Source organism: Pseudomonas sp. NPDC089569 (assembly GCF_050280625.1).
In the GTDB taxonomy this organism is placed as follows: domain Bacteria; phylum Pseudomonadota; class Gammaproteobacteria; order Pseudomonadales; family Pseudomonadaceae; genus Aquipseudomonas.
Genome location: NZ_JBNNVQ010000068.1, coordinates 1 through 13809 on the forward strand (window position 1 = coordinate 1; position 13809 = coordinate 13809).

12 protein-coding genes and 1 pseudogene are annotated in these 13809 nt (G+C 59.9%); 2 read left to right on the forward strand and 11 right to left on the reverse strand.

Translation table 11 applies throughout. The annotated features are described in order from the left end of the window. Positions 1 to 338 (forward strand): annotated as a pseudogene (locus ACQKP2_RS22165) (glutamine synthetase); the annotation flags it as partial. A gap of 233 nt (positions 339 to 571) precedes the next feature. Next, positions 572 to 1204, forward strand: a complete 633-nt coding sequence (locus ACQKP2_RS22170) for a TetR/AcrR family transcriptional regulator (protein ID WP_427579454.1) — start codon at positions 572 to 574, stop codon at positions 1202 to 1204. Between the two features lie 183 nt (positions 1205 to 1387). On the opposite strand, the gene ACQKP2_RS22175 is transcribed toward ACQKP2_RS22170, so the two are convergent. The 11 genes from ACQKP2_RS22175 to argE form a co-directional block, all read right to left on the reverse strand. Beyond that, a complete protein-coding gene (locus tag ACQKP2_RS22175; RefSeq protein WP_007967989.1) occupies positions 1388 to 1603 on the reverse strand; it encodes a TOBE domain-containing protein in 216 nt (71 codons plus the stop codon). A gap of 33 nt (positions 1604 to 1636) precedes the next feature. Then, complete coding sequence (gene ssuB / locus ACQKP2_RS22180) at positions 1637 to 2443, reverse strand: aliphatic sulfonates ABC transporter ATP-binding protein (RefSeq protein WP_427579457.1); 807 nt, start codon at positions 2441 to 2443, stop codon at positions 1637 to 1639. Beyond that, entirely contained in the window at positions 2440 to 3222 is a 783-nt protein-coding gene (ssuC, locus tag ACQKP2_RS22185; protein ID WP_427579459.1) for an aliphatic sulfonate ABC transporter permease SsuC, read from the reverse strand. The genes ssuB and ssuC overlap by 4 nt, the downstream gene beginning before the upstream one ends. Before the next feature lie 8 nt (positions 3223 to 3230). Continuing rightward, positions 3231 to 4379 carry an FMNH2-dependent alkanesulfonate monooxygenase gene (gene ssuD / locus ACQKP2_RS22190; protein ID WP_427579460.1) on the reverse strand — a complete coding sequence of 383 codons (1149 nt, stop codon included), beginning with the start codon at positions 4377 to 4379 and terminating at the stop codon, positions 3231 to 3233. Between the two features lie 38 nt (positions 4380 to 4417). Beyond that, on the reverse strand, positions 4418 to 5383 hold the full coding sequence (locus tag ACQKP2_RS22195; protein WP_427579462.1) for a sulfonate ABC transporter substrate-binding protein: 966 nt from the start codon (positions 5381 to 5383) through the stop codon (positions 4418 to 4420). 83 nt (positions 5384 to 5466) lie between these two features. Next, positions 5467 to 6060 carry an NADPH-dependent FMN reductase gene (ssuE, locus tag ACQKP2_RS22200; RefSeq protein WP_427579464.1) on the reverse strand — a complete coding sequence of 198 codons (594 nt, stop codon included), beginning with the start codon at positions 6058 to 6060 and terminating at the stop codon, positions 5467 to 5469. A gap of 337 nt (positions 6061 to 6397) precedes the next feature. Continuing rightward, a complete protein-coding gene (locus ACQKP2_RS22205) occupies positions 6398 to 7036 on the reverse strand; it encodes a peroxiredoxin (protein WP_427579466.1) in 639 nt (212 codons plus the stop codon). A 295-nt stretch (positions 7037 to 7331) separates the two neighbouring features. After that, positions 7332 to 8675 carry an OprD family porin gene (locus ACQKP2_RS22210; protein WP_427579468.1) on the reverse strand — a complete coding sequence of 448 codons (1344 nt, stop codon included), beginning with the start codon at positions 8673 to 8675 and terminating at the stop codon, positions 7332 to 7334. A 415-nt stretch (positions 8676 to 9090) separates the two neighbouring features. Next, positions 9091 to 10431 (reverse strand): OprD family outer membrane porin, encoded by a 1341-nt coding sequence (locus tag ACQKP2_RS22215; RefSeq protein ID WP_427579470.1) that lies wholly within the window; start codon positions 10429 to 10431, stop codon positions 9091 to 9093. A gap of 637 nt (positions 10432 to 11068) precedes the next feature. Continuing rightward, positions 11069 to 12367: an amino-acid N-acetyltransferase gene (gene argA / locus ACQKP2_RS22220; protein ID WP_427579472.1), complete on the reverse strand. Its 1299-nt coding sequence runs from the start codon at positions 12365 to 12367 to the stop codon at positions 11069 to 11071. A gap of 261 nt (positions 12368 to 12628) precedes the next feature. Further along, a complete protein-coding gene (gene argE / locus ACQKP2_RS22225; protein WP_427579474.1) occupies positions 12629 to 13780 on the reverse strand; it encodes an acetylornithine deacetylase in 1152 nt (383 codons plus the stop codon). Between the last annotated feature and the right edge of the window lie 29 nt (positions 13781 to 13809).

Consider the following 13809-nt stretch of genomic DNA (forward strand, 5'->3'; position numbering starts at 1 on the left):
GCTCCGCCGACGCGGTACGCCTGGAGCACCGTGTGGCTGGTGCCGACGCCAACCCGTACCTGCTGATGGCTTCGGTCCTGGCCGGCGTGCACCATGGCCTGACCAACAAGATCGAGCCACCGGCACCGACCGAGGGCAACAGCTACGAGCAGAACGAGCAGAGCCTGCCGAACAACCTGCGCGATGCCCTGCGTGAGCTGGACGACAGCGAAGTCATGGCCAAGTACATCGATCCGAAGTACATCGATATCTTCGTCGCGTGCAAAGAGAGCGAGCTGGAGGAGTTCGAACACTCCATCTCCGACCTTGAGTACAACTGGTACCTGCATACCGTGTAAGCGGCTTGCTGCTACAGAAAAACGCCGTTGGCTGATTCAGCCAGCGGCGTTTTTTTATGGAAGCCCGAGGTGAATTCATCGCGAGCAGGCTCGCTCCCACAGGGATCTTGCGCGACCAAAAAGTCTGTATCCAACACAGGACCACTGTGGGAGCGAGCCTGCTCGCGATGGCGGCCGACAAGACAACACACAACTCGGCTCGTACAATGCCCGCTGCCCCGCAGGAGACACCCATGACACGCGCAGCCACCCCCAGAAAACCCCGCGCACGCAGCCAGGCCCGGATCGACTCGATACTCGATGCCGCCCGTACGTTGCTGGCGGCCGAGGGCGTGGCCAGCCTGTCGATCTACAGTGTCGCCGAGCGTGCGCAGATCCCGCCCTCCTCCGTCTATCACTTCTTCGCCAGTGTCCCGGCGTTGCTCGAAGCACTGACGGCCGATGTCCACGCCGCATTCCGCGCGTGCCTGCAAGCCCCCATCGACCACCAGGCGCTCGGCGACTGGCGCGACCTGTCGCGGCTGGTGGAACAGCGCATGCTGGAGATCTACAGCGAAGACGCCGCCGCCCGCCAACTGATCCTCGCCCAGCATGGCCTGACCGAGGTCACCCAGGCCGACCGTCAGCACGACATCGAACTGGGCGATCTGATGCACAAACTCTTCGACCACCATTTCGAGTTGCCGAAGCTTCCGGGCGATGTCGATGTATTCGCGCTGGCGATGGAATTGGGCGACCGGGTCTATGCGCGTTCGGTGCAGCAGTTCGGGCAGATCACGCCACGCATGGCCGAGGAAGGGATGCGGGTGTTTGATGCTTATCTGGGGTTGTACTTGCCACCGTATCTTCCCAAACGAATTATCTAGCGATCCCTCTGGCCCCATCGCGAGCAGGCTCGCTCCCACAGGAGTCCGCATGATCGTTCCCACGCTCTGCGTGGGAATGCAGCCAGGGACGCTCCACGTCCCGATCAAAAGCCGAACGCAGAGCGTCCGAAGAGGCGTTCCCACGCGGAGCATGGGAACGATTGGGGTTGGCCTTTCATGCAATCACAACTTGGCGATGGACACCTCGGTGGATTTCACGAACGCGATCACTTCGCTGCCCACCGCCAGCTCCAGCTCCTTCACCGAACGGGTGGTGATCACGGAAGTGACGATACCGGATGCGGTCTGCACGTCGATTTCCGACAGCACGTCACCGAGGACGATTTCCTTGATGGAGCCTTTGAACTGGTTGCGTACGTTGATGGCCTTGATAGTCATGGTGTTGATTCCTGTCGTGGGAGAAAGCTTGAGTTATTGAGCCCAGCGCAGCTGCGTGGGCAATGGTGAAACAGGTTCCGGTTCAGGCGGCTGGCCCGGCAGGGACAGCACGCGGTTGAGCACTTCGGTTTCCAGCGCCGCCAGTCGATGAGAGCCGCGCACCCGAGGACGCGGCAGTTCCACGTGCAAGTCGAGGCCGACTTCGCCGTCTTCGATCAGGATCACCCGATCGGCAATCGCAACCGCTTCGCTGACATCGTGGGTCACCAGCAACACTGTGAAACCATGCTGCTGCCAGAGCCGCTCGATCAGTTGCTGCATTTCGATCCGGGTCAACGCGTCCAATGCCCCCAAGGGTTCGTCGAGCAACAACAAGCGCGGTTGATGGATCAGCGCACGGGCCAGGGCCACACGTTGCTTCTGCCCACCGGACAGGGCTGCCGGCCACTCGTTGGCACGATCCGCCAGGCCGACCGCTTCCAGCGCTTGCAATGCCTGTGGCCGCCAGTTGCCCTTGAGCCCCAGACCAACGTTGTCGATGATCTTTTTCCATGGCAGCAGACGCGCTTCCTGGAACATCAGCCGGGTGTCTTCCCGCGCCTCGCTTAGCTGCGCGGAACCGGCGAACAATTCACCGCCCGTGGGTTGGTCGAGGCCGGCCAGCAGGCGCAGCAACGTGCTTTTGCCGCAGCCACTGCGACCGACCACCGCCACGAACTGACCAGCCGGAATATGCAGGTCTATCTCGCGCAGCACCTGCCGCGCGCCGAAGTTTTTTTGCAGTTTGCGCACGGCCAGCGGAATCCCGCGCAGCAGGCGTGGAGGTTGCTGTGCGGTCATGCGGCACCTCCCTTGGCCACTTGATAGGCCGGATGCCAGCGCAGCCACACGCGCTCAAGGCCTCGGGCGGCAAGGTCGGCCAGTTTGCCGAGCACCGCGTACAGCAGAATCGCCAGCACCACCACATCGGTCTGCAGGAACTCCCGGGCATTCATCGCCAGATAACCGATGCCGGAGCTGGCGGAAATGGTTTCCGCGACTATCAACGTCAGCCACATAAAGCCAAGCGCGAAGCGCACGCCGACCAGAATCGAAGGCAGCGCACCCGGCAGAATCACCTGGCGAAACAGGCTGAAGCCGGACAAACCATAACTGCGGGACATCTCCACCAGCGCCGGATCGACGTTGCGAATGCCGTGGTAAGTGTTGAGGTAAATCGGAAACAGGGTGCCCAGCGCCACCAGGAAAATCTTCGCCGACTCATCGATGCCGAACCACAGGATCACCAGTGGAATGAGCGCCAGGTGCGGCACGTTGCGGATCATTTGCACCGAACTGTCGAGCAGGCGTTCACCCCATTTCGACAGGCCGGTGATGAAGCCCAGGGTCAGGCCGATGCCGCCGCCGATGGCGAAGCCCAACGCTGCACGCCAACCACTGATTGCCAAGTGCGTCCAGATCTCGCCGCTGCGCACCAGGTTCACGCCGGCTTCGATCACGGCAATGGGTGCCGGCAGAATCCGCGTCGACAACCAGCCTGCCGACACCGACAACTGCCATACCGCCAGCAACAACACCGGCAGCGCCCAGGGCGCGAGGCTGTGGATGATTTTCTTCATGGCACGCCTCAGCTCTGGGCCGCGGCTTTGGGAAGGATGTCGTTGGCCACCATCTCACCGAACGGGCTGACGTAACCGGCGCTTTTCGGCAACTCGGGACGCTCGATATCAAGGTGCGGGAACAACAGTTCAGCGACGCGGTACGACTCTTCCAGGTGTGGATATCCAGAGAAAATGAAGGTGTCGATGCCCAGGTCCGCGTATTCCTTCACACGGGCCGCCACGGTCGGGCCATCGCCCACCAGCGCCGTGCCGGCACCGCCCCGTACCAGGCCGACACCGGCCCACAGGTTGGGGCTGACTTCCAGGTTGTCGCGACTGCCGCCGTGCAGTGCGGCCATGCGTTGCTGGCCGACCGAGTCAAAGCGCGCCAGCGAAGCCTGGGCGCGGGCAATGGTGTCCTCGTCCAGGTGTGAAATCAGTCGCTCCGCCGCTTGCCAGGCTTCGGCGTTGGTTTCGCGCACAATCACGTGCAGACGAATGCCGAAGCGCACAGTGCGGCCCTGCTTGGCCGCCTTGGCCCGCACCTGCTCGATTTTTTCCGCCACGGCGGCCGGTGGTTCGCCCCAGGTCAGCACCATTTCCACCTGCTCGGCCGCCAGGTCCTGCGCCGCTTCCGAGGAGCCGCCGAAATACAGCGCAGGACGCGGTTGCTGAATCGGCGGGTAGAGCAGCTTGGCGCCCTTCACGCTGATGTGCTGCCCGTCATAATCGACGGTTTCCCCTTCCAGCACGCGACGCCAGATGCGGGTGAACTCCACCGACGCCTGATAGCGTTCTTCGTGGCTGAGGAACAGTCCGTCTCCCGCCAACTCTTCCGGATCGCCACCTGTGACCAGGTTGAACAGGGCACGTCCGCCGGACAAACGATCCAGCGTCGCGGCCTGACGCGCCGCCACCGTCGGGGAAATGATCCCGGGGCGCAGGGCGACCAGAAACTTCAGTCGCTGGGTCACCGGGATCAGCGACGCGGCCACCAGCCAGGAGTCTTCGCAGGAACGGCCAGTGGGGATCAGCACACCGCCGAAGCCCAGTCGGTCAGCCGCTTGCGCGACCTGCTGCAAGTAACCGTGATCGACGGCGCGAGCGCCTTCGGCGGTGCCAAGGTAATGGCCGTCGCCATGGGTAGGCAGGAACCAGAAGATATTGAGGCTCATGGAGTGGTCTCCTTGGGAAATCGAATGTGGGCTATCGGTTACTGGGCTTTGGCAACAGCTGCCGGCGGCGTCCAGATCACGTCCTTGATGCTCAGCGGTTTGGGAATCAGCTTGAGCTGGTAGAAGCTGTCGGCGATTTTCTGTTGGGCAGCGACCACGTCCGGGGAGAGGAACAGCGCGCCATAGCCCTGGCGTTTCACCGAGGTCAGGGTGATGTCCGCCGGCAGCCCAAGCAGTGGCGACACCTGTGCCGTCACGTCTTGCGGATTGGCCCTGGACCACTCGCCGACTGCACGCACCTCTTCCACCAGGGTCTTGATCACCTCGGGGTTTTTCTGCGCGTAGGGCTTGGTCGCCAGGTAGAACTGATGGTTGTCGACGATGCCCTGGCCATCGCGCAGAGTCCGCGCTTGCAGTTGCTGTTCGGCGGCCGCCTGGTAAGGGTCCCAGATGACCCAGGCGTCGACGCTGCCGCGCTCGAATGCGGCGCGGGCATCGGCTGGTGGCAGGAACACGGTCTGAACATCGGTGTATTTGAGGCCGGCGTCTTCCAGTGCGCGCACCAGCAGGTAGTGCACGTTGGAGCCTTTGTTCAGGACGACTTTCTTGCCCTTGAGGTCTGCTACCGATCTGATCGCCGAGTCCTTCGGCACCAGGATCGCTTCACTGTGCGGCGCTGGCGGTTCATAGGCGACATAGAGCAGATCGGCACCTGCGGCCTGGGCAAACACGGGTGGCGTTTCGCCGGTCACGCCGAAGTCGATGGAACCGACGTTCAGGCCTTCAAGCAATTGAGGGCCGCCGGGGAATTCAGTCCACTGCACGTCCACGCCTTGGGCAGCGAGGCGCTTTTCCAGCGTGCCTTTGGCCTTGAGCAGCACCAGGGTGCCGTATTTCTGATAACCGATCCGTAGCGTCTCGGCCTGGGCTTGAGTAATGGCGCCGAAGGTGACAGCCGCAGCAAACAGAGCGACCAGACCACGACGCAAAATGACAGGGCGCATGGCGCTCTCCTTTTGCAGTTGGGTGTTTGGCTGCACCTGCTTGCCCGTTGGCGGGCGAGTAAGGCCAGTACTTCAGTTGGGGTTCAAATGCTCCAGCGAGCACTCAGCAAACGATCATTGAGCAACTGTGGGTCCAGCGGTCGGGGCCGTCGAGCCAGAGCGCTGTAGAACTGCTCCAGCGACTCGTTCAATCTCTGCTCCAGCTCCGGCGCCAGTTGTGCCAGCGCGCTGCCTTCGCCGTAAGCGATCTGGCTGTCGATCGCGAAAATGCCCTGGAGCAGTTCCTGGGCCTTCAAGGCCGACAACACCGGCTTGAGTGCGTAATCAACCGCCAGCATGTGGGCAATACTGCCTCCGGTCGCCATCGGCAAAACCACCTTGTGACTCAAGGCGCGCTCGGGCAACAGGTCCAGCACGGTTTTCAGCGCGCCAGAGAAAGAAGCCTTGTACACCGGCGTGGCGATCAACAGGCCATCGGCGTTTTCAATCTGTTGCAGCAGGTCGATCACCTTCGGGCTGTCGAAGCGTGCATGCAGCAAGTCTTCGGCCGGGAAGTCCCGTACCTGGTAACTCACCACTTCCACACCCTGCCCTTGCAACCAACGCCTGGAGCGCTCCAGCAGCACTCCGGAACGGGAGCGTTGACTGGGACTGCCACCGAGTGAGACGACCAGCATTCAGAAAATTCCTTGAACGGTGATGGCGATTCGCGACTTGCGATCTCGCTGGGATGGAGTGACCTTAACAGGTGTTTTATATATCCATAAATCATATTTATTCATTTAGTTATTCCATACAGAGATATAAAAACTTTTCTCCAGACGAAAAAAAGGCCGTCGAAACGGCCTGAAATCCCCTGCTTTATGAAATTTGAACGCAAACCTTCCCTGTGGGAGCGAGCCTGCTCGCGATGGTCGTTAACGATGACGCGGGCGGCCTGATTGAACACGGCGCCCTTGCGTCCATCGCGAGCAGGCTCGCTCCCACAGGAACAGATACAGGTAAAGGTCGAGGTTAGCGGTTCGGCTGCGGCGTCAGGCGCAGGTAGGGTTTTACCGCGCGGTAGCCCTTGGGAAAGCGCTGTTTGATTTCGTCTTCATCCTTGAGCGAAGGCACGATCACCACTTCATCACCGTCCTGCCAGTTGGCCGGGGTGGCCACTTTGTAGTTGTCGGTGAGCTGCAGCGAATCGATCACGCGCAAAATCTCATGGAAATTACGGCCCGTGCTGGCCGGGTACGTAATGGTCAACCGGACCTTTTTGTTCGGGTCGATGACAAAGAGCGAACGTACGGTCAGGGTGTCGTTGGCGTTGGGGTGGATCAGGTCGTAGAGGTCCGAGACCTTGCGGTCGGCATCATCGAGGATCGGAAAGTTGACGACTGTGTTCTGGGTTTCGTTGATGTCTTCGATCCACCTGTGGTGCGAGTCCACCGGGTCGACGGACAGCGCGATGGCCTTGACCCCGCGCCGGGCGAACTCGTCCTTGAGCCTGGCTGTGAAGCCCAGTTCGGTGGTGCACACCGGTGTGAAGTCGGCCGGATGGGAAAACAGCACGCCCCAGCTATCACCCAGCCACTGATGGAAACGGATGGTGCCGGCGCTGGAATCCTGTTCGAAATCGGGGGCAATGTCGCCCAGTCTGAGGCTCATGGTGTCGCTCCTTGTGAGTGCTGATTGAGCTCAACTGTGCCTGCGTTTTTTATCTATTAAAAAGAATAAATATCGATTTATTTATACCAAAAAGAGATATTAAAGATCTGTTCACTGGACCTCATTCCCCATAGCGCCGAACATTCCGTCCAAGGTTCGAGAAGGCCTTGAGTTGCTGCAAAAAGGGGAGTTTCAAGGCGGGATTACGGGGGTGAACCCGGCTTGAAAAACGCAAAAGCCCCGCCCGGCGCAATGCCGGGCGGGGCTTTTTCGTACCCGTGTTACCCGAACGCTTTTACAGCAGCGGAATCGAGTAGCTGACGATCAGGCGGTTTTCGTCCTGGGAACGAGTGTTCGGCAGGTCAGTACGCCAGGTGGCGTTTTTCCACGACACACCGAGGTTTTTCAGCGCGCCCGACTGAACGACGTAACCGACGGTCAGATCGCGTTCCCATTCGGAAGCGCCATCGGCCGCTACACCGCCGCTGCTGTTAACGGTATCGATGTTGTCGCCATGCAGGTAAACCAGGCCAGCCGTCAGGCCCGGTACGCCGACGGCGGCGAAGTCATAGGCGTAGCGTGCCTGCCAGGTGCGCTCGCCGGCACGGCCGAACTTCTGGATTTGGGCGTCGGTGATGGTGTAGTTCGACGAACCGTCGCCCTGGTTCAGCCACGGGAAATCACTGTCGCCATTGCTGACCTGATAACCGCCACCGAAGGTGTGGCCGGCAACGGTGTAGAGGAACAGGCCGCTGTACAGGTTGTTGTCGACCTTGCCTTTACCGTTGGCCACGCCGCTGTAGTTACCCGTGGTGAAGTACAGCGGATCGTGACCGTTGGCACCGTCGTCGCGGCTGTTGAAATAACGGAAGTCGGATTTCAACACGCCAGGGCCAATGGCCCAGTTATGCACCAGACCCAGGAAGTGTTGTTTGTAGAACTCTTCCAGATTGCCGTAGTAGTACTGGGCAGTCAGGTCCTTGGTGATTTTGTAGTCACCGCCGGCATAGATGAACTTGTTGCTGTCACGGAATTTCGGACCACGGGTGTTGGCGCCCGAGATGGACAGCTGTTCGTTGTTGCTGGAGTTACGACCCTTGACCGCTTCGATCTGACCGCCCACCAGCGTCAGGTCCTTGATGTCGCCGGAGGTGATCTGGCCACCCTGCCAGGTCTGTGGCAACAGACGGCCATCGTTGGTCACGATCACCGGCAGTTTTGGCTGCAGGGTACCCAGCTTCAGTTCTGTCTGGGAGACCTTGGCCTTGGCCGTCAGGCCCAGGCTGGAGAAGTCATCGACCGCTTCGCCGTTGGACTTGCTCGGGAACACAGTGCCGCCATAGGAAGTCGCGGTAGCACCGTTGGTGCCGCCACCGGTATCGAGCTTGACGCCCAGCAGGCCGATGGCATCGAGACCGAAACCGACGGTGCCTTGGGTGTAACCGGAGATGAACCGCAGATCGAAGCCCTGGCCCCACTCTTCGGCCTTGTTCGGACCCGTACCGTCACGGTAGTCGGTGTTGATGTAGAAGTTGCGCAGCCCCAACGTGGCCTTGCTGTCTTCGATGAAACCGGCGGCACTTGCCTGCTGCGCCAGAACCCCTACGGCCACAGCCAGGGCCAGGGTGGACTTGTTCATTGTTTCGCTCCTATCGTTTTCTAATTCTTCTGTCCTGGGTCGATTGCCCTGGATCTTTGAGTGACTGAATGGGCGTCAGTCGGTAAAAACTGACTGCAAGCGTCTGGGACGCTGGTCTGACCACAAATTCGGGCGCGCAGGATACCTGCTCATAAGCCGAAAAAGAATCAGGAAATCCTTACTAATAGCGCAAAGTAATAAATGTTTGCGACAGCTATCCGACCGGGTTGCGGTATCGGAGGGGTGTCGGGGAAGCGGGTAGCGCAGGTCCTGAGGTCTGTCAGGTGAGGCTACTTTAAGTGCTCGCGATAAATTCTAAAAAGAATAAAAAAACATCTTCGTCATCATTTTAGGAATATAAAAATCCAGACGAAAAAAAACCTCGCCAAATGGCGAGGCTTTTTCCGACACCTGATTACATGAAGTTGTAGGTGTAGTTGAAGATCAGACGGGTCTGGTCTTGATCCAGGGTGCTGGTGTTGCCGCGGTAGGTACCGTGACGCAGCGTGGTACCGAAGCCTTTGAGCAGGCCGGTTTGAATCACGTAGTCCACACGTGCGTCGACTTCACGCTCGTTCTGGTCCGAACCTACGCCGGTGGCGGCCTTGATGTTATCGCCATACAGGTAAGCCAGCGAAGCTTTCAAGCCTGGCACACCCAAAGAGGCGAAGTCATAGGAGTACTGGCCGTAAGTGGTGGTTTCACCGGCACGGATGAAGCTGCCCACGGTGGCGTCGGTAAAGGAGTAGAAGCTGGAACCACCGTTACCTTCAGGACGACCGTCGCTGGTCAGAAGGTTACCCTGGTTCAGGAAAACGAAGCCGCCGTCGTCGCTCAGACGCTGTTGGCCGAGCAGGAATGCGCTGCCGCCCAGGGTATAGGTGAAGGTGGCGCTCCAGGTCTTGTTATCAACTACGCCTTTTTCCTTGGCGAAACCATTGTTGTTGTTGAACTGGAAGCCAGGATCGCCGTTCCTGCCGTCGGAGCTGCTGTCGAAGTAACGCAGGTCGGTCTTGAACGACTGGTTAGGAGCGATCTGGTAGACGTGCACCAGGCCGAGGAAGTTCTGCTTGTAGAAGTCCTGCAGGTTCGCATAGTAGTACTGCAGCAACAGGTCCTTGGTGACCTTCCAGTCAGCACCGGCGTAACGGAACTGGTTGCTGTCCTGGGTAGCACCCGCTACCGACAGGCCAGTGGAGTTCGAGGAGGCACGGCCCGCCGAGTGTTCCAGTTGACCCAGGTTGAAGGTCACGTTGTCGATTTCTTTGGAGGTGATGGTGCCACCGTCAAAGGTCTGCGGCAGCAGACGGCTGTCGTTCGAAATCAGGATCGGCAGGTTAGGTGCCAGAGCGCCACCGACGTGGGCCTCGGTCTTCGAGAAGCGTGCCTTGACGTTACCGTTCAGGCGGCTCCACTCGTCGGCCGCCTTGTCGCCATCGCTTGGGAAGAAGGAGTTGCTGTTACCGGTCGGGTGATGCCCCTTGCCGCCATCCAGGTGGATACCGACCAGAGCTTGAGCGTCGATACCGAAACCAACGGTGCCCTGAGTGAAACCGGACAGGTAGTCGAACTTCAGACCTTCAGCGGTTTCGCGCTGACGGTTGGCAGGCGTGCTGGCACCTTCGCGCATGTCGGCATCGTAGTACATGGTGCGCGAGCTGACGGAAGCCTTGCTGTCTTCCAGGAAACCGGCGGCGCCTGCCTGCTGCGCCAAAACCCCTACCGCCACGGCCAAGGCCAGGGTGGACTTGTTCATTGTTTCACTCCTCAGTTTTCTAATTCTTGTGTTCCTGGCCCGGGGTCGATGCCTCGGTTCCTAAGATGCGCGATTAGCGCCGGACGGTGACTCACAAGTCAATCGTAACTTTATGTGTCTACGACCATAGTCTAATCCCCGGTTTTTCGGTCCATGCAGGGTCATGATTTCGTCACAAACCCGAAAAGAATGGGTGGATTCTTTTCTCATGCCGTTTAGGAATTAAGCTCGCTGCCCGGCAATTCCTCAGAATAGAGCAGCTGGGTCGCAAGCCAATTCCTAAATGGCATTACCATTCGTGCGCTTAGAACATTGCTTCAACGAAATAATTGCGTAACAAAACCGATCGAAAAGGCCAATGCCGTCACGACCGCACGCGCACTATCCAAGCCATTTGTTACAGTTTATGTATCGCTGAAAATTTATTTTCGACGGCACGGCGCATCCCGCCGTCGGCAGCCCAGACGATGGGCGCAACGGCGCAGTGCTTGAAAGGAAGGTGAAGGTTTGGCCGGGTCATCCCGGCCCTGATCAGGCTTGCCCGCTATGGCGTCATTCAAAACGACCAGAAAATCGGGTCGTTTGCATCGCGGGCAAGTCGGATCGCTGCATCGTTTGCTCCTGCAGGAGCATCAGATCAGAGGGACTTTTCGAAGATCTTCGAATTGCGCTGATAGTTGTACAGCGACGCCCGCGCCGACGGCAGGCGATCGACGCTGCTTGGCTCAAAGCCACGCTCGCGGAACCAGTGGGCCGTGCGGGTGGTGAGGACGAACAGGGTCTTCAAGCCCTGCGCCCGGGCACGGGTCTCAATGCGTTCGAGCAGTTCATCGCCGCGACCGCCGTGACGGTACTCGGGGTTCACCGCCAGGCACGCCAGCTCACCGGCATCCGAATCGGCAATCTGATACAAGGCCGCGCAGGCGATGATCATGCCTTCGCGCTCGACCACACTGAATTGCTCGATTTCACGCTCCAGCACTTCGCGCGAACGCCGTACCAGAATCCCCTGCTCTTCCAGCGGACTGATCAGATCCAGCAATCCGCCCACGTCCTCGATAGCCGCTTCCCGCACCACTTCGAACTGCTCCTGGGCCACCAGCGTACCGCCACCGTCGCGGGTGAACAGCTCGGTCAAAAGAGCACCGTCCTCGGCGTAACTGACGATATGACTGCGCGCCACGCCGCCCCGGCAGGCTTCGGCCGCGGCATCCAGCAGCTCCGCCTGATAGTTGCTGCCCAGGCGCTGCAGATGCGCCGGCACTTGTTGAGGACGTATTTCACGCACCAGTTTGCCGTGCTCGTCGATCAGGCCAAGATCGGCGCCGAACAGCAACAGCTTATCTGCGCCCAGGTCGATGGCAGCGCGAGTGGCGACGTCTTCGCAAGCCAGATTGAAAATCTCGCCGGTCGGTGAATAGCCCAACGGCGACAGCAGCACGATGGAGCGCTCGTCCAGCAAGCGATTGATGCCCTTGCGGTCGACGCGACGCACTTCGCCGGTATGGTGGTAATCGACGCCTTCGAGCACGCCGATCGGCCGGGCGGTCACCAGGTTGCCGCTGGCCACCCGCAGGCGCGACCCCTGCATGGGCGATGAGGCCATGTCCATCGAAAGGCGCGCCTCGATGGCGATACGCAACTGGCCGACTGCATCGATCACGCATTCCAGGGTCGCGGCATCGGTGATACGCATGCCATGGTGGTAATGCGGCGTCAGGCCACGCGCGGCCAGGCGCGTTTCGATTTGCGGGCGGGAGCCATGAACCAGCACCAGTCGAACGCCCAGGCTGTGCAGCAGCACCAGGTCGTGAACAATATTGCCGAAGTTGGGATGCTCAACGCCGTCGCCTGGCAGCAGGACGACAAAGGTGCAATCGCGGTGGGCGTTGATGTAAGGCGAAGCGTGACGAAGCCAATTGACGTATTCGGGCATGAACCTGGGCCTGTAATAAATAGCAGCCAAAAAAAGGGTGATACGCAAAATGCACAGCGGGCTGATGGTTATCGTCGGAACAGGCTTGGCGACACGCGCGCTCTCCTCATGAATACGGATTGAATTAACGGCAATTTACAGCGTTTGGTCTGTCGATACACGGCCCCTTGTGGGAGCGAGCCTGCTCGCGATAGCCATTTATCTGTTAATACGTGTTGGCTGACACGACGTCATCGCGAGCAGGCTCGCTCCCACAGTATTTCAAGCAACCGGTGTCAGGCAGTAATGTTCGATCAACTGACGTAATAGATGCACCGTAGGCTGCAAACGTGACATTTCAAGGAATTCCCCCGGCTGGTGGGCGCAAGCGATATCGCCGGGGCCGAGCACCAGTGTCTCGCAGCCAAGGCGCTGAAGATAAGGCGCTTCGGTGCCGAACGCCACCGCTTCGGCGCTGTGACCGGTGAGCTTTTCGGCAATCCTCACCAGCTCTGCGTCCGCGGCCTGCTCGAACGCGGGCACTTCAGCGAACAGCGGCGCGTAGTCGATCTTGACTTGATGCCGTTCGGCAATCGGCTTGAGCTTTTGCAGAATTTCGGCACGCAGGACCTTGGGGTCCATGCCCGGCAGCGGTCGCAGGTCGAACTCCAGCGAGCATTGCCCGCAAATGCGATTGGGGTTGTCGCCGCCATGGATGCAACCGAAATTCAGGGTCGGCTGCGGCACGCTGAATTGCGGGTTCTGGAATTCGCGTTGCCACAACAGACGAAGGCCGCGCAGTTCCCCGATCGCATCGTGCATGGCTTCCAGGGCACTGTGCCCCAGGCGTGGGTCCGAGGAATGACCGCTCTGCCCGAGGATATCGATGCGCTCCATCATGATGCCTTTGTGCATGCGGATCGGTTTGAGCCCGGTCGGCTCGCCGATCACCGCCGCCCGCCCCAACGGCCGCCCTGCTTGCGCCAGTGCCCTCGCGCCGGACATCGAACTTTCCTCGTCGCAGGTAGCGAGAATCAGCAGCGGCTGCTTGAACGGCTGATCGAGCAGCGGCTTGACCGCTTCGATGACCAGGGCGAAAAAACCCTTCATGTCACAACTGCCCAGGCCGACCCAGCGACCATCGACCTCGGTCAGCTTCAGCGGATCGGTCTGCCACAAGGCGCCATCGAATGGCACCGTATCGCTGTGACCGGCCAGCACCAGACCACCGGGCCCTGAACCGAAACTGGCGATCAGGTTGAATTTGCCTGGGCTGACCTGAGAAATATCGCAGGCAAAACCCAGATCGCCGAGCCAGGTGGCCAGCAGATCGATGACCTGGCGATTGGATTGGTCCAGGTTCGCCTGGGTACAGCTGACGGACGGTGCAGCGATCAGTGCAGCGAACTGATCTTTCATGGACGGCAAAGGCATCGCTGACTCCAGTTCCCGGATTGAAGTCC